This is a genomic window from Halomonas sp. AOP22-C1-8 (assembly GCF_052378905.1).
GTDB classification, from domain to species: Bacteria; Pseudomonadota; Gammaproteobacteria; order Pseudomonadales; family Halomonadaceae; genus Vreelandella; species Vreelandella citrativorans.
In genome coordinates, this window is record NZ_JBQSYD010000028.1 from 1 (window position 1) to 15,106 (window position 15,106).

A 15,106-nucleotide genomic window follows, 5' to 3' on the forward strand; every position below is an offset into this window, starting at 1 on the left:
GTGATCGCTGGGGACAATGACCAGCCTGACTTGTTGTTTGAGGCGTGCGCGGGCGCCCAGGTGCTGGTGCATGAAGCCACCTACACCGAAGAGATGGCCCAGAAGGCTGGTGATGTCGGGCATAGCTACGCCAAGCTTGTCGCTGCGTTTGCCGAATCGGTACAGCTTCCCAATCTGGTGCTGACGCACTTTAGCCCCCGTTACCAGCTCCACCCCCTTGCCTCGCCTTCCATTGAAGACATCCGAAAGGAGGCCCAGCGCGTCTACTCGGGTTCGCTTTATCTGGCACGGGATTTTGGCGAATACACCCTGGATAAAGCGGGCCACTTTTCTGAAGTGGCGGGCGAGTAGTCTCTTTATGTTTTGATCTATGCGACCCAACGCTACTGCTAGGAAGGCGGCTACTAAAGCAGTAATGATTTGGTGAGGTAATGGTGTGCGTGAGGTGGGCTTAAATCCAATCTTCTACTCTAAGCCCTGGTACGCGATTAAACTCACGTAGATTATTGGTTACAAGAATCAGCCCTCTTGAGCGAGCATGCCCAGCGATCATCAGATCATAGGGTCCTATTGGTGTGCCTGCTTTGGCTAGCTCTGTACGTAGCAGGCCACTGTGATAGGCGGCACCGGAGCCGTAATCAAGAACATCCAGCCGGGCTGCGAACCCCTCTACCACGCTTAAGTTCTTCTCAGGAGAAGCAGACTTTTCAGCACCATACACCAACTCCATCAGTGTCACGGTGCTGATGCATAGCTGGTCGCTATGCTGGTTAAAGGTCTCACGAACATGAGGGGGTTTATGTTTGATCGTGAAAATGCAGATATTGGTATCGAGCATGTACTTAAGCATTAAAACGCTTCGCGCTCCTGTTCGTTTGGTTGCTCGCGTTCACTCATAAAGTCTGCAGTGACACTTTGGCCATCAAACCAGCTATCCCACGCTTCACCTACGGGAGTAATTAAGCGCGCACGGCCCAACGCAATAACATCTACGCGTTTAATGTCCTCTGGCAGCGCGAGAGACTTAGGCATACGCACCGCTTGGCTACGGTTACTTTTAAACACCGCTGCTTTTTCCATGGCTATCTCCTGATTATTGCTGCTTTTACTCGCTAAATACACGACGTAACGTACTTCTTAAGTATGATCGTATTTTGGGATATGTCAATGGGATATACATTGCTGTGTCGTTTAAAAAAAGGGGCTATACAGTAGAGCTTAATAGAGAATATGAAATGGTGTGTGAGCAGAAAGTAGCAATGCCAACGGACGTAGGGATTTGAGCTATGCTGGGAAAGCTATTTTTTCTTAACGTTTTACCCTTCCGCTCAAGGATACGGTGACATGAGCCTAGAAATAACGTTGATCGTATTGCTCGCTGCCATCTTCAACGCCAGCTGGAATGCCATCGTTAAAGTGAGTGGCGACAGGATTGCCGTCATGGCGGTGATTACTTTATTGGGCAGTCTGGTTTCTACACTCGCCTTGCCTTTCGTGACGCTCCCTGATCCTGCTAGCTGGCCACTTCTTGGCCTAGCCATATTGATTCATACCGCTTATCACTTTTGCCTGCCCATGGCTTACCACTATGGTGATTTCGGTCAGGTTTATCCCATCGCGCGCGGGTCGGCGCCATTACTCGTGACCCTTGGCGCAGTCGCGTTCGCGGGTGAAATGCTGGGCTTTATCCCATTACTCGGCGTGCTGTTTCTTGGGGTCGGCGTGATGTCGCTAGCCTTCGATACCAGCACCGGTATCACCAGAAATCCTCGCGCTATCCTTCTTGCTCTCGGTACGGGCGCCTTTATCGCTTCATATACGTTGGTGGGCGGTCTGGGTGCTCGGCAAGCTGGCTCGGTACTCGGCTTTGCGGTGTTGTTGACGCTCGGCAATGGCTTGCTGACGTTCGCGATTGCGCTTACGTGGAAAGCCAAGGAAATAAAAAAAGTGATAGGCAGCAATCTGGCGCCCGCCATTGCGGGCGGTGGCATGCAGGTCGGTGCGTATTGGATCGTGATATGGGCCATGGCCTACGCGCCGCTCGGCATGGTCTCGGCGCTACGCGAAACCAGCGTGCTGTTCGCCGCGCTGATTTCCACCATCATTCTGAAAGAAGGCTTCGGCGTATGGCGGTTTGTGTCTTCGGGGCTGATCGCTTGCGGCATTGCGTTGACGCGTTATAAGCCTTAGCCACTGCCCATCAGTAGTAGGACGAAAGATGATCTCCCTGGTATCGAATGTGAGAACATGGCGGTTGTGTTCGCTTGGTCAGCACTTTATGTGCGTTCGGGGAAAAAATGAAAAAGTGGCTACTCATACTGCTCGCTACGCTGTCGCTTGCAGCCGTGGCTGACGACGAGGCGCTTGATTTCAATAATATAATGAACACGCTCGAGACCAATCGGTGCGCGGCTATCGAGTTAGAGATCGCCGAGGAGGTACTCACCCACTATCTGGAAACGAGCGTTGAGCATAACGCGGTTGATCCTGCGTTAGTCGATGCTATCCAGGTGGCTCAAAAGCAGTGGCAGGCGTATGCCGCTGCCCATTGCGGCGCTGTCTATACGCAGTGGCGCGAGGGGAGCATTCGGAACGTCATGGGCATTACGTGCAGTACTCGTTTAACGAAACAGCGAACGCACGACATCTGGCAAGACTTCCTGACCTATATGGACAGTACGCCGCCGGTGTTACCGGAACCCACTATCGAGTAACGCCTTTATTCGTTACATGACGGTACTGTCGTTACTTTCTATAGGCACGTACCATGCCTTCTTCAGTTTTATCGAATGAGGGGATTGCCCAATGCAGACGTTGAGAATTGACCTGGTGTCCGATGTTGCTTGCCCGTGGTGCGCCATCGGCTACCGCCGCCTGGAACAAGCGCTGGAAACCCTGCAGGGCGAAATCGAAATCGAGCTGCACTGGCAGCCCTTCGAGCTCAACCGCGACATGCCGCCCGAGGGTGAGCCAATACTTGAACACCTGTGCCGAAAGTACGGCAAGGACGCGGCCACCATGGAGCAGTCCCAGCGTGAGATCATGAAGGTCGCCGAAGAGCTGGGATTGAATTTCCGTGGCGCCCTGGAGCGGCGGGCGAACAATACCTTCGCCGCCCACCGCGTGCTGGCCTGGGCTGGAACGCAAAACCAAGAGACAGCCCTGCAGTTGGCCCTGTTTGATGCCTACTTCGGTGAGGCGAAAAACCCTTCAGACCCAGAGGTTCTTCGCGAAAAGGCCATTGAGGTTGGGCTTGACGGTGACACTGCCGAAGCCATTGCCCTGTCTGATCAGTACGCGGACGAGGTTAGAGCGGCACAACAGCGATTTATGGAGGCGGGGGTGAGTGCGGTGCCGGGATTCATCCTCGACGGCCGCTACCTGATTTCTGGCGCCCAGCCCGCTGACGTGCTGGTCGATGCGCTTCGTCAGGTGGCTGAAGAAAACGCGAACGGCTAACGTCTCGCATTAGAGTGATCACCGAGTCTACTGACTTCAATTCAACTGTGAAAAATGCCCATGACGTCATCACTTCATCGCCTTTACTCTTTTCGTCGCTGCCCCTATGCCATGCGTGCCCGGCTCGGCTTATTGTTTGCTGAGTTACCGGTGGAGCTGCGCGAAATCACATTGAAGAACAAACCGGCCCAGATGCTAGCGATTAGCCCGAAAGGCACTGTGCCTGTTTTACAGCTTTTTGATGGTACTGTGATCGAAGAGAGCCGAGAAATAATGGTGTGGGCGCTTGAGCAACAAGATCCGCAAGGGCTGTTAGATGCGAAGGTTAGGACTCAGGCCAATGTCCTGATCGAGCAAAACGATAATGAATTTAAACATTGGTTGGATCGCTATAAATACGCCGACCGACATCTCGAAATGACCCAGGCAGAGTACCGGCAACGGGGTGAAGCTTTTTTACAGGTTTTAGAGGAGAAGCTGACTCAAAAGCCTTATCTTCTGGGAGATAAGGCGACCATTGCTGATATTGGCATCATGCCTTTTATCCGCCAATTCGCCCATGTAGATCGCGATGTTTTTTATAGCCTACCTTACCCGCACCTGCAGCGGTGGCTACAACACTGGTTGGAACACGCGTTTTTTCTGCAGGCCATGACCAAGTTTCATCCATGGCAAGAAGGGGATGACGTGGTGGTTTTTCCATTTTGAAAAGCGCTACCTGTTAATTCCTTGTCGGTTTTCTCACGAAGGCCATTGAGGTAGGGTTTTATGGCGACGCCGCTGAGGCCATCGCCCGCTCTGATCCGTACGCGAATGACGTTCGTGCGGCAGAGCAGCGCTTCATGGAAGCCGGAATGAATGCGGTGCCGGGTATCATCCTCGACGGCTACTACCTGATTTCCGGCGCGAGGGCTAGTCGATCAATATGGCGCCACACACGTGGCGCCATGTGCCTCTTGGCTTTACTCGCTCAATCCCACTTTCTCCATAAACGCCCGCGCATGCACATCCACCGCTTTAATAGCGTGAACAATCTGCTTGGGCGTTAGCTCATACGCCAGGTTATGGCTTGATTCACCCTCTTTAAGCGCCGCTTCGGCTACACGATAAAGATCTTCCTCGCTTGCCTGGTCGAGCTTCAGTGCTTTCAGCGTCACCGGTAGGCCCAGCGCCAGGTAGAGGTCTAAATACTCTTCCAGCTCCGCCTGAGGCGCTTGGTCGAGAATCAGCTGCGCGACCGTGCCGTAGGCCACTTTTTCGCCGTGGGTCAGGTTGTGAATCTCGCCGTGCAGGGCGGTAAAGCCGTTATGGATGGCATGCGCTGCCGCGAGGCCGCCGCTTTCAAAGCCCAGGCCGCTGAGCAGTGTGTTGGCTTCGACCACGGCTTCAAACGATGGCGTGACGATCTGCGCTTCGTTGGCCTGATAGGCCAGCATGGCGTGCTCGAAGAGGATGTCTTCGCACTTCTCACCAATCGTGGCGCCCAGCAGTGTGGCTTTGCCGCCCGCCATATTGTTGGCGTTAGCGCGAATAGCGGCGCGTGCCTCAACCCAGGTGGCCAGTGCATCGGCAATGCCCGAGGCCAGAAAACGCGGCGGCGCTTTGCAGATGATGCCGGTATCGACCAGCACCAGGTCGGGATTCTTGCTGTAGAAGCGGTAGGACTCAAACTCGCCATCGTCACTGTAGATGACTGACAAGGCGCTGGTAGGCGCATCGGTAGAAGCAGTGGTTGGCAGTATGGCACAGGCTGCTTCGAGCTTTTCAGCCACACCTTTGGCAGTGTCGATGGCTTTACCGCCACCAAAGCCGATAACGACATCTGCCTGCTGCTTGCGGCCGAGCTCAACGAGGCGGTCGATTTCGCGGGTAGAAGCCTCACCTTCGAACACTGCACGCTCGAAACTGACGCCTTCGCCTTCCAGGCTCGCGCTAAGCTCCTTACCCGCGATGTCCCAAACCACATCGTCGGCAATCAGCAGCGCCGTTTTCCCGAGCGCTGACACATAGTGTCCGGCGCGGGCGGTAACACCTTCCCCCTGCACGTAGCGGCCGGGGCTGATGAAGACTTTCTCGTTGATGGCTGTCATGGCAAATCGTCCCTAAAAGAGAGTGGGTTGCCTGACCATTGGTAACACATGAAAGGTGCATGTGTATTGCGGTCGTGTGACTTATTAGCGCTTATGTTGACCGCTGTCAGCTAAATAAAGGAGTGCCAAATGCTTACCACCCAGGATGGGGGAACGCTGGCTAATTTCGGCAGAGGCCTTGCCGACCACTTGTTACAGCGGGCTACCGAAGGTATCGGTAAAGCGTGACACTCGGGGAAGTTAAGTGGCGTTTTGGGTATTCAAGATATTGATATCGCAGGGCATGTTTCAGTACCTGACTTTATTGTTTATTAATGAGGGAGTAATGATCTCTTTAAATTTGGGGAGTCGTGGCAATATGAGCGATGCATACGAATAATGGCGGCTATTCAACCGATTCACACGTTGGCTGGTGTATTTTTCTCACTGTTTAGCGGCCATGCCGATACCAATCAATAGATGCCCCGGAAGAATATGAACTTACTGTTTCTAGGCACCTCCGCCGGTGTGCCCACCAAAAGCCGAAATGTGACTGGCATTGCTTTGCGCGAGAGCAAGGGCAAAGGCTGGTACCTGATTGATTGTGGAGAGGGCACCCAGCATCAGGTTTTGCGTACGAAGCTGTCGTTTCATTCATTAAACGCCATTTTGATTACCCATGTGCACGGCGACCACTGCTATGGGTTACCGGGCATACTGGCGAGCGCGGGAATGAACGGTCGGAAAGCGCCGCTTACCATTGTCGCACCCGCAGGCATCAAAGCGTGGTTGGAGGCTACTTGCGAGGCCACGCAGCTAGGTTTGCCCTTCGCGCTGGAATTTATCTGCTCAGATGACCTGCCGAGCATTGAGTTTGAAAACATGGCAGTTGCCACGTTCAAACTTTCCCATGGGGTGGCGTCTTATGCCTATGCGTTGACAGAGAAAAACATCGACGCTGCCCTGGACATCGAAAAGCTCATCCAGAAGGGGGTTCCCAGAGGGCCGTTGTGGGGGCAGTTGAAAAGAGGGTTCGATATTGAGTTCGCGGGGGAGACATTAACAAGCCATGAGTGCTTACTCCTCAAGCATGAGGCCAGGAAAGTGGTCATCGCAGGAGACAATGCCCAGCCTGAGCTGTTGTGGGAAGCGTGCGCTGGGGCGCAAGTGCTGGTGCATGAAGCCACGTATACGCAGGAAATGGCCCAGAAGGCGCTTGAGGTGGGGCATAGCTACGCCAGGCTTGTAGCTGATTTTGCCGAATCGGTAGCGCTGCCCAACCTGGTGCTGACGCACTTTAGCCCGCGTTATCAGCTCAACCCCCTGGCATCGCCCTCTATCGAGGATATCCGCAAAGAGGCCCAAAGCGCCTATTCGGGCGCGCTTTACCTTGCGCGAGATTTTCTTGAATTTAGCCTGGATAAGTCGGGCCACTTTGCTGAAGTGGCGAGCGAATAAGTTTTCCCGGTTTTAACGATTCTTGCGAATGGGCGGCTACCCGAAAGCAGGTAGCCGCTTCTTGTGATTGCCGGGAAAATCAGTCGCGGCAGTAACCTTCGCCTGCCTGAACTACCAGGCAGTCTTCCTTCTCCGCTAGCCATTTCAAGCCGGTGGCTTCGCCGTCTCCGGCGCGAAGTCGCTGCTGGCCGTCATCGCGGCTGAAGCTAATGCCGTCGTCTGTAGCTTGCCCTTCGAATGTGCCGTGTTGGTCGGCGTCCAGGCCGTACTGCATTTCAAGCAGATAATGGCCGGGGCCAGCGGAATCATCTTGGCTGACCTCCAGAAATAACCCTTCCACACCGATCCATCGGCCAACCCACTGATCGGTCATCTCATGGTCTGGCTGGCTTTGCCCGGCTTCAGTCTCTGGTGCAGGTGCGTTGGAAGCGGCGGTGTTGTCGTCGTTACACCCGCTAATCAATGTCATGGCGCATAAAACTAACGATAGGGTTAACGCTGTTTTCATCATGGCGAGAGTCACCGGCGGTGGGGGTAGTTGAAGGGTAATCTGAGATTCGTCTTGATCAAGCCCTTTGGCGGAGATTAAAGGTACAGCACTCCCAATAGCGAGCTTTACCAGAAATAGACTACCCTTTTTTTTGCTCATATATTCGCTAAAACACGGTGCTTATATTAGTCACTAACACCTTCTGAGCGTATTCAGCTCACAGACCGCTGCATTAATATTCAGTATCATTTAGAAAATTCAGTACTTGAAAAAGGCAGTGCTTGAGATAGAGCGCGTGGTTAGTAATATTGATGGCAGGAGCCACGATGAATCGTACGCTGTTTGGCACCACCTTGATAAAGCAGGCATTTGACCATGCCTGGTATCACATCAGGACGTGTTTCTCGAAGCACCTCAAACACAGCGTTGAGGAGACTGGTTGGCATTTATTGGACCTTTCTCCACACCTTGGATATCCACTGGCGCTTGAGATTCAAGGTTGGCAAGGCTCTAGGCCTTTCTGTTGGAGAAGTATCAGCGACGGAGTCGTTGTGGCGGAAAGCCGCTTTCTCCAGGCGCCCGGCCTCCCTTTTGATGTTCTGAGTGCCCAAGGCAACGTACTTGGACAGGGGCTACCTTCTGAACTTGTCTCGTTGGGTGATAACGCGCCTTTTGTGCGTTATGCCCTTTACCAGGCTTGTGCCTGCTTACCAGCTGCCAGACAATTAGCGCAAGATTCTCCGTTACTGTTGATCCTCACGCTTGATTGGGCACAGAAGTTAACGATTGAACAAGCTGAATTAGCCGCTTGGCTTTCAGAAAAACGCGCTCGATTATTGGAAATGATTGGCCTACCGGGATCTGCTTCGCTCGCCAGGCTGCTACGTCGTATTCCATTGGCGCCAATGACGAGTTGGCAGCTGTGCTATGCACGCAAATGTTTGCAACAGCCTGATGATGTGGCGCTATTACGGCATCTCGCACGCCCCAACCTTAACCATTTGTGGTTTCTTAACCGCTTTCCTGCTCCTTGGCCAAAGCTGTTGGAGATGGTTGAGCCGAATATGCCGCTGCACGAAATCGCTTGGTTACAACGCATGGCCGAAGACATCCAGCGCCTTGCACCCAACGGTACCCGGCTTTATCGCGTAAACGATATCCACGTGTTACAGCAACTGCATGATAATCTCGTAGAGCGCTTCAATGCTTTAAGCCAGGTTAACCACGCCGCTGCACTGGCACTGCAGTACGGTGATTATCCTGAAGCGCCCATTCCGGGCAATGCCGATATTGTTGCGTTGGAAAGTTGGGATGCCTTACTGGCTGAAGGCAAGCAAATGCATCACTGCATTGGCAGTTATGCGGCACAAGTCAGCGCTCGCCAGGTATTTGTCTACCACATGGAAGCACCAGAAGCGTTAACCATCGCGCTCTCCCCACAAGGCAGCCAGTGGGGAGTGCAAGAAATACGTGGCTATTGCAATGCATTACCGAGCGAGGCGTCACTTGAGGCAATACAGCGATGGTTAACTGCTCACTATTAGGCGTGGGTTGTGGCTTGGGCTTCTGGCAGGAAGGCGTGCTCGTTCACCCATTTAGCTAAATCGCCCAGCGCTTTCATGGCGCCTGCTTTAGTGTACTCGTGGGGCCATGCACTCAATGCTAACCAGCGCCCTTTAACTTCGTACCAGGTATGCGTGTCATTGCCGTCTCTGTACCAACTACAGCTCGGCTGCTTAGTGACAGGCGTTACGTCCAGGAAAGCTTGCTCGATATTTTTTAGCCAAGGGTCATTGCTTGTTTGGCTTTCCAGATATACTCGAACTTCAAAACCGATACTTTCATCGCCTTCTGACACTGAAGAAGGATAATAAATGAGACATATTTGGGCAGCTCCTGAATTACCCCAAGTACTGGGGGAAAAGCGCCAGGCTTTTATATTGTCACCCCAGTCCTCGGGGTTATTTTTGGTATTAATGTCTGTCGTCGCTATTTGCAATGCAGCAGCAATATGACTTTTACCTTCCGCCACCAGTTCTTGCTCGAATTGTTTCAAACGTTGAGATGCTTCATATAAGCTATTGAAATGCTTTAACGAAAAATCCAGTTCGTTTTTTGTCATCGTCTTTTCTTCAGTTGGGTGGGCGATAGAGGCGAGATGCTGTAATAATTCCTGGTAGAAAACTTGCCACTTTGTCTGATTGGACGGGGCCACGTCTTGCCCGTAAAGTGCATACGCCGAGGCCACTATTTCCGAGTAGGATAGCGTCGGCCAGCCTGCGTTACGGGCGGGTATCCGAACATCTTCTTTGGTGTCATCCGGGCATAAAACGCACTTGTAGGTGGTAACCGCATAGCTTTCCAGCAATTTGTCATAGGCATAAAACGGATTATTCGTCGCTGCAGCCCATACTTTATGCTCGATGCCTAATACGAAGTCGTTTCCCGAAACCACTAAGTCCAAGCGTTTGGTTGACTCGCTTTCAACATTCCAGCTTCCTACTTCCCGTTCGGTAGTGATTGCTTCCCAGTCGACTTGCTGTTGATCGTCATGATCAAACTTACGAGCTAGCGCATGCAAAATGGCCTTGGCTAACCAGTGCGGTGCGCCGGGATAGCCGCCCATAAAGAAGGCCATTAAGTTGGATAGCCGGTTCTCATGCTGACCTGGCCCTGCAACGGAAAACAAATTGGGTGTTAAAGGTTCTGGTTTAGGCAGCAGTGCCAATTTCTCGAAAAAACGCTCCAACGCTGCCAAATCGGCCGATTCTGAAGACATTGATTAATCCTAAAGAGTGGTAAATGGGTCCCGTCCATTAGCTTGCTGCCTAATTATACTATTGGCGAATGCGAATCGTATGACTAGGTAACCTTAAATTATCCAGCGATAATTGGTCACGCGATAGCATAGCGTTAAGGGAAACTGTCGGTATTCGTCATCAGCGCCAAGCGAGCCACTTGGCGATAACGCCTTCTACGTTAACTGATAAGAGCGAATTAAAAGCGCAGCAATAGCTCACAGGTAACGCAGATAGCGTTACACCCAGGGGCAAGCGCTCCTTGATGTTGTTCGCCGCCGATACCGACAGAGACCGCTTGAAGTGAGGGCTGCCCATCTTTCAACGTTCCATCGAGTATCAGTATTTCATTCGCGTGGCTTTTAAGCTGGTGGCCGTCTGTAAAACAGGTTTGTACCAGGCTTCCAAGGCCCATGATCTGTGCCGTATCAATCCCGTAGCGTTTAGCGGTTGCTGCGATGGCGGCATTGAGGTCTTGATTGGGGCGTAGCGTCAGTAAGAGGGCGTTGGGCTTAGCGGCGCTGCTGGCGCCTTGGTAAGGCGCAAAAAGAGGAAACCGGGTTTCTTCATCAGCCGTGACGGCCAAATAGGCGCCTTCTATCGCGATACACGACACCTCAATGTCATTGGCTAATATCGACGCGGGCGCTAGCAGATGGCCAACCGCGGTATGCCCATCGCCTTGCTGCCATATCCCGTGGCAATGCAGGAAAGGTTCACCATCACGCAGGCCTACATGAATGCCTGCGGTGTGTATGTTTGCCGGTGGTGATAAGCGATGCGTTTCACTATACCAGGCAGCATGTTGCCCACTTGGGTCATCGCCCGGGATGACATAGTGAAGCGTTTGCATCGCTGCATTATTGATCGTTAAGTACGCTGACGAGATGGCCTGCTTTTGAAGCGCCTGGACGATGGCGTCATGTAGCGTTTGGCCGCCTTCAAGCGTGAGTGATCGCTCTTGTGTATGGCAGAGCTGCGCCTGGTAGCGCGTTTGTGCAGGCGTGCCTGGGTGTTCGATATAGCCAAGCGCTACCGCATTGCTGGGAGGAGAACTCATGTTGCCTCCTGTAATTCACCACGCTCAGTTAATGTTTCACGAATGAGCTTTTTAGTGATTTTTCCGTAAGCCGTTTTGGGCATTTCTTCCCAGAATACGTAGCTTTTAGGCATCTTGTAGCGAGCAATGCGCTCACTCAGCCATGCATTCAAGGAGGCAGTATCCAGTGGCTGGCCGGGGTAAAGCACACACACGGCCATGCCGACTTCACCCCAGACAGGGTCAGGTACGCCCAATACGGCTGTTTCGGAAATGGCAGGATGGCTAAGCAGCTTCTCTTCGATCTCGCGAGGATAAATGTTGGAGCCGCCCGATATATACATATCCGAAACGCGCCCGGTCAGGTAAATGAATCCTTCTTCATCCCGATGGCCCAGGTCACCCGTTAAAAACCAGCCATCTCGAAAGCTCTTTTGATTGGCTTCGGCGTTATTGTAGTAGCCCGCAAAAACAGCCGGCCCGATGACGGCGATTTCTCCCGTTTCACCGGCGGCCACTTCAGCACCGTTGCTATCCTGAATTTGCACCTGCATGCCGGTACGCGAAAAGCCGCAGCTCCCGATTTTCATGTGGTTATCGTCAACGTGGTGAAGCGCAGGGGGTAGCACCGTTATATTGCCGGTTACCTCGCCAAGCCCGAAATACTGAACCAGCACAGACCCTAATGTTTCCAGCGCTTTCACCTGGTCGGACCGGTACATGGGCGCACCAGCGTAGACAACGTAGCGTAAGGAGGAGTGGTCATGCCGCTTTACACTGGAGTGCTCAATGAGCATTTTGACAATAGTGGGCACGGTGAATAGGTTGGTCACGTTCCACTTTTCCACAAGCTGCCAAATCACCTCGGGGTCAAATTTCTCGTCCGCCGGGAGTATGGTTTTAACGCCGTGAGCGACTTGGGCAAGCTGATGAACGCCCGCGCCGTGCGACAGAGGCGCGACGACGATAGACGCGTCAGAGGCGTTGGTTCCTGGCATCAAGTCACATAAATGGTTAGTGACAACGAAGGCCATTTGGCCATGGGTCAGTACGGCTGCCTTGGGGCGTCCGGTGGTGCCAGAGGTGAAGAAAAACCACGCAGGGTCATCGCGATTAACCGCGGCGGCTGGCATGTGCTGGCCTGAAAAGCGTTCAACCAGCGTTTCGTAATCGACGGCGAAATCACTCTCTCCAATCGAGATCGTCACATCAATAAGAGGGGCACAAGCGGCGGCGTGATGGGTAAAGCTGGCGCCACAAAGCAGGCCTTTTGCCCCAGAGGATTCAGCCAGGTAAGCCACTTCGTCGGGCGACTGACGATAGTTGGTCGGCACCCATACGGCGCCTATTCTCCAACAGGCAAACATCGCTTCAAACATTTGGTGGCAGTTGGAGGACTGAACCAGTAAGCGGTCACCCTTTTGCAGGCCCATTTCATGGCGGAGCGCGTACGCAAACGCTTGTGAACGCTCCTCCATCTGTTTCCATGTCCAGGTCTTTTCGCCCCATACAAAGCCAATCTCATTCGAGAAGCGGCGCGCGCTTTCGGTGAGAAGGTGAGACAGGTTCATTACTCGGGTAGAAACAGGCATGACGCTATTGTGTTCATTCAGGCTCATTTCACACGCTCCAGAATAGACACGTAATTAGTGACGGCCGCGCCGCCCATATTGAAGACGCCAGCCAGGTTTGCATTGGGTATTTGCATCTGTTCCGCCTCACCCATTAACTGCATGGCGGCCATTACATGCATGGAAACACCCGTAGCGCCGATAGGATGACCTTTGGACTTTAGCCCGCCGGATGGATTGACGGGCAAGGCGCCATCTTTTTGCGTGATACCTTCCTGAATAACACGATAGCCCTCCCCCTTCTTGGCGAGCCCCATCGCTTCGTACTCAAGCAGCTCGGCGATAGTGAAGCAGTCGTGTGTTTCGACGAGGGATAAATCCATAATGTTGACGTCAGCGCTTGCGAGCGCTTTCTGCCAGGCCATCGATGCCCCACGAAACTCCAATATGTCTCGTCTTGAAAGCGCCATTAAGTCATTGGCTTGCGTTCGTGCCCGAAAGGCAATCGCACGCTTTAATTGAGCGGCCGTCTCAGCATCGGCAATAATCATGGCTGCGGCGCCATCCGATATGAGCGAGCAGTCTGTGCGACGCAAAGGGCCTGCGACCGTCGGGTTGTGGTCTGAAACGGTGGCGCAGAAATCGACGCCGATATCTTTGCGCATTTGGGCATAGGGGTTAAACACGCCGTTGGCGTGGTTTTTGGCCGCGATCATGGCGAGTTCGTAGGAGCGGTCCCCGTAGGTTTGGAAGTAACGTTCCGCAATTTCGCCGAACACCCCCGCAAAGCCCCCCGCAATATGGGCTTCTTCACGGTGATAGCTGGCGCTTAGCAGAATGTTGCCCACTTCAGCAGTGGGCGTTGCCGTCATTTTTTCAGCGCCGATGACCAGGGCGATGCGCCCACGCCCAGACTCTATAAAGTCGAGCGCGCCATGCAGCGCTGCGCTGCCTGTTGCGCAGGCATTTTCGTAACGCGTGGCGGGCGTGTGCGCAAAGCGCTCGTCGCCCATCGCCACCAGGGCTGCTTGGAAGTCCTGAGCCGAGAAACCGTTGTTATAGACACCGACAAAAATGCCGTCGATAGCCTCATGATCGACGCCTGCATGAACGAGCGCATCCTGAACCACGCTTTGCATCAGCGCTTGGGTGTCGGGTTCGGGCAATTTTCCAAAAGGGGAGTGGGCCCAACCGACGATCTGTGCTTTTGTCATTATTTGCTCCTGGCGAGGGGAGTGGGAGATGTTTGATGTCTTGTAAATTCAGCGGCTAACAGATGCTCAATCGCTAACGCCTCTTCTTTTAATCTCGGCACAAGCGTTTGGGAACGACGTGGTTCCTGCATACGGCTCTCTATCGCTGCTAGCGAAAGTGAGCCGGCCAGTACGCCATCAGGCCAACGTAGGGCAATGCCGATTCCCCATGAATCCGCAAACACCAGCCCAGGGTTAACGGCATAGCCCTGCAACCGCGTTTCGTTCACCAGGTTTACCATATGCTCTGGAGCCAGTTGGGGGTACTGCTGTTCAAGGAGCGGGCGTTGTGCATCTAATACGTGGGTAATTTCAGCGTCAGGCAGCGCTGCCAACATGGCGAGTGAGCCTGCGCCTACTCCCAGAGGATGATAGGCGCCTTGCACAAGGGCATGGGTCCGAATGGGATAAACGCCGTCTTCACGATACAGACACAGCGAGAAGTGGCCTCGGCGGATAGAAAGACAGGCGGCATCTTCCGTTCGCTGCGCTAAACGAGCGACATTGCACGTAGCCAGTCGCGTCAGGTTATGTTGCTCGGAAGCTCTGTGGCCCAGCAAATAGGCTTCTGGGCCTAATTGATAATGATGATTAGCGGGCGATTGCTCTACCATTCCTGCATTAATAAGTGCCAGCAGCAATCGTCTTACCGTGGGCTTGTTTAAACCACTGTGCCTGGTTAAATCGGCCAGTGAGCTGCCTTCGGCTTGTCGAGCAATCAGGCTTAATAACCCCAGTGCACGGTCGACGCTTTGTGCACCAGCGGTTGTGCTCTCCGTTATTAAGGCTTTGTGTTCCATATTATGGACCGATTGTTGTTTTAATGGCGCGTGTATTGAGCTTATTTTGCTGATACTTTGACTTTCTGGAGTGCTTTTGGCAAATTTTTATTGTCGTATATATAACGAATGGTCCATATTGTGGATTATAACAATCAAGTGCGTTAGCACGGATACGCCACGAGGAATA

15 protein-coding genes and 1 pseudogene are annotated in these 15,106 nt (G+C 53.1%); 7 read left to right on the forward strand and 9 right to left on the reverse strand.

Annotated features, from left to right (window positions below):
• Positions 1 to 351 (forward strand): annotated as a pseudogene (locus tag ACT3TY_RS14250) (MBL fold metallo-hydrolase); the annotation flags it as partial.
• Between the two features lie 100 nt (positions 352 to 451).
• Here ACT3TY_RS14250 and vapC read toward each other — a convergent pair.
• Both vapC and vapB read right to left on the reverse strand, forming a co-directional pair.
• Positions 452 to 838: a type II toxin-antitoxin system tRNA(fMet)-specific endonuclease VapC gene (vapC, locus tag ACT3TY_RS14255; RefSeq protein ID WP_444628683.1), complete on the reverse strand. Its 387-nt coding sequence runs from the start codon at positions 836 to 838 to the stop codon at positions 452 to 454.
• A gap of 11 nt (positions 839 to 849) precedes the next feature.
• Positions 850 to 1,080, reverse strand: a complete 231-nt coding sequence (gene vapB, locus ACT3TY_RS14260; protein WP_444628685.1) for a type II toxin-antitoxin system VapB family antitoxin — start codon at positions 1,078 to 1,080, stop codon at positions 850 to 852.
• A 264-nt stretch (positions 1,081 to 1,344) separates the two neighbouring features.
• On the opposite strand from vapB, the gene ACT3TY_RS14265 reads away from it, so the two are divergent.
• The 4 genes from ACT3TY_RS14265 (at position 1,345) to ACT3TY_RS14280 (ending at position 4,167) form a co-directional block, all read left to right on the forward strand.
• Entirely contained in the window at positions 1,345 to 2,190 is an 846-nt protein-coding gene (locus tag ACT3TY_RS14265; protein ID WP_444628686.1) for an EamA family transporter, read from the forward strand.
• A 107-nt stretch (positions 2,191 to 2,297) separates the two neighbouring features.
• Complete coding sequence (locus ACT3TY_RS14270; RefSeq protein WP_444628687.1) at positions 2,298 to 2,714, forward strand: lysozyme inhibitor LprI family protein; 417 nt, start codon at positions 2,298 to 2,300, stop codon at positions 2,712 to 2,714.
• Between the two features lie 91 nt (positions 2,715 to 2,805).
• Positions 2,806 to 3,459, forward strand: coding sequence for a DsbA family oxidoreductase (locus ACT3TY_RS14275; RefSeq protein ID WP_444628688.1), 654 nt, complete (start codon positions 2,806 to 2,808; stop codon positions 3,457 to 3,459).
• A gap of 60 nt (positions 3,460 to 3,519) precedes the next feature.
• Positions 3,520 to 4,167, forward strand: coding sequence for a glutathione S-transferase (locus ACT3TY_RS14280; RefSeq protein ID WP_444628690.1), 648 nt, complete (start codon positions 3,520 to 3,522; stop codon positions 4,165 to 4,167).
• Positions 4,168 to 4,421: 254 nt separating this feature from the next.
• Here ACT3TY_RS14280 and ACT3TY_RS14285 read toward each other — a convergent pair whose 3' ends face one another.
• Positions 4,422 to 5,549, reverse strand: a complete 1,128-nt coding sequence (locus ACT3TY_RS14285) for a glycerol dehydrogenase (protein WP_087110182.1) — start codon at positions 5,547 to 5,549, stop codon at positions 4,422 to 4,424.
• 474 nt (positions 5,550 to 6,023) lie between these two features.
• Here ACT3TY_RS14285 and ACT3TY_RS14290 point away from each other — a divergent pair, with 474 nt between their 5' ends.
• Complete coding sequence (locus tag ACT3TY_RS14290; RefSeq protein ID WP_444628691.1) at positions 6,024 to 6,986, forward strand: ribonuclease Z; 963 nt, start codon at positions 6,024 to 6,026, stop codon at positions 6,984 to 6,986.
• A 79-nt stretch (positions 6,987 to 7,065) separates the two neighbouring features.
• Here the strand turns inward: ACT3TY_RS14290 and ACT3TY_RS14295 are convergent, their stop codons facing one another.
• Positions 7,066 to 7,635: a hypothetical protein gene (locus ACT3TY_RS14295; protein ID WP_444628693.1), complete on the reverse strand. Its 570-nt coding sequence runs from the start codon at positions 7,633 to 7,635 to the stop codon at positions 7,066 to 7,068.
• A gap of 167 nt (positions 7,636 to 7,802) precedes the next feature.
• Between ACT3TY_RS14295 and ACT3TY_RS14300 the strand changes: the two genes are divergently transcribed.
• Complete coding sequence (locus tag ACT3TY_RS14300) at positions 7,803 to 9,020, forward strand: PcfJ domain-containing protein (protein WP_441679976.1); 1,218 nt, start codon at positions 7,803 to 7,805, stop codon at positions 9,018 to 9,020.
• Here the strand turns inward: ACT3TY_RS14300 and ACT3TY_RS14305 are convergent.
• The 5 genes from ACT3TY_RS14305 to ACT3TY_RS14325 form a co-directional block, all read right to left on the reverse strand.
• Positions 9,017 to 10,255, reverse strand: a complete 1,239-nt coding sequence (locus ACT3TY_RS14305; protein WP_444628695.1) for a PDDEXK-like family protein — start codon at positions 10,253 to 10,255, stop codon at positions 9,017 to 9,019. The two genes, ACT3TY_RS14300 and ACT3TY_RS14305, sit on opposite strands and share 4 nt — an antisense overlap.
• Before the next feature lie 218 nt (positions 10,256 to 10,473).
• Positions 10,474 to 11,334, reverse strand: coding sequence for a hypothetical protein (locus tag ACT3TY_RS14310; protein WP_444628696.1), 861 nt, complete (start codon positions 11,332 to 11,334; stop codon positions 10,474 to 10,476).
• Positions 11,331 to 12,932, reverse strand: coding sequence for an acyl-CoA synthetase (locus ACT3TY_RS14315; protein WP_444628698.1), 1,602 nt, complete (start codon positions 12,930 to 12,932; stop codon positions 11,331 to 11,333). Before ACT3TY_RS14315 ends, ACT3TY_RS14310 begins: the two co-directional genes overlap by 4 nt.
• Entirely contained in the window at positions 12,929 to 14,098 is a 1,170-nt protein-coding gene (locus ACT3TY_RS14320; protein ID WP_192526544.1) for an acetyl-CoA acetyltransferase, read from the reverse strand. Before ACT3TY_RS14320 ends, ACT3TY_RS14315 begins: the two co-directional genes overlap by 4 nt.
• On the reverse strand, positions 14,098 to 14,937 hold the full coding sequence (locus ACT3TY_RS14325; protein WP_192526545.1) for an IclR family transcriptional regulator: 840 nt from the start codon (positions 14,935 to 14,937) through the stop codon (positions 14,098 to 14,100). Before ACT3TY_RS14325 ends, ACT3TY_RS14320 begins: the two co-directional genes overlap by 1 nt.
• Between the last annotated feature and the right edge of the window lie 169 nt (positions 14,938 to 15,106).

Bases quoted from the DNA above. Each gene is read 5' to 3' on its own strand.
- vapC (WP_444628683.1), bottom strand. From the start codon at position 838: ATGCTCGATACCAATATCTGCATTTTCACGATCAAACATAAACCCCCT.
- vapB (WP_444628685.1), bottom strand. From the start codon at position 1,080: ATGGAAAAAGCAGCGGTGTTTAAAAGTAACCGTAGCCAAGCGGTGCGT.
- ACT3TY_RS14265 (WP_444628686.1), top strand. From the start codon at position 1,345: ATGAGCCTAGAAATAACGTTGATCGTATTGCTCGCTGCCATCTTCAAC.
- ACT3TY_RS14270 (WP_444628687.1), top strand. From the start codon at position 2,298: ATGAAAAAGTGGCTACTCATACTGCTCGCTACGCTGTCGCTTGCAGCC.
- ACT3TY_RS14275 (WP_444628688.1), top strand. From the start codon at position 2,806: ATGCAGACGTTGAGAATTGACCTGGTGTCCGATGTTGCTTGCCCGTGG.
- ACT3TY_RS14280 (WP_444628690.1), top strand. From the start codon at position 3,520: ATGACGTCATCACTTCATCGCCTTTACTCTTTTCGTCGCTGCCCCTAT.
- ACT3TY_RS14285 (WP_087110182.1), bottom strand. From the start codon at position 5,549: ATGACAGCCATCAACGAGAAAGTCTTCATCAGCCCCGGCCGCTACGTG.
- ACT3TY_RS14290 (WP_444628691.1), top strand. From the start codon at position 6,024: ATGAACTTACTGTTTCTAGGCACCTCCGCCGGTGTGCCCACCAAAAGC.
- ACT3TY_RS14295 (WP_444628693.1), bottom strand. From the start codon at position 7,635: ATGAGCAAAAAAAAGGGTAGTCTATTTCTGGTAAAGCTCGCTATTGGG.
- ACT3TY_RS14300 (WP_441679976.1), top strand. From the start codon at position 7,803: ATGAATCGTACGCTGTTTGGCACCACCTTGATAAAGCAGGCATTTGAC.
- ACT3TY_RS14305 (WP_444628695.1), bottom strand. From the start codon at position 10,255: ATGTCTTCAGAATCGGCCGATTTGGCAGCGTTGGAGCGTTTTTTCGAG.
- ACT3TY_RS14310 (WP_444628696.1), bottom strand. From the start codon at position 11,334: ATGAGTTCTCCTCCCAGCAATGCGGTAGCGCTTGGCTATATCGAACAC.
- ACT3TY_RS14315 (WP_444628698.1), bottom strand. From the start codon at position 12,932: ATGAGCCTGAATGAACACAATAGCGTCATGCCTGTTTCTACCCGAGTA.
- ACT3TY_RS14320 (WP_192526544.1), bottom strand. From the start codon at position 14,098: ATGACAAAAGCACAGATCGTCGGTTGGGCCCACTCCCCTTTTGGAAAA.
- ACT3TY_RS14325 (WP_192526545.1), bottom strand. From the start codon at position 14,937: ATGGAACACAAAGCCTTAATAACGGAGAGCACAACCGCTGGTGCACAA.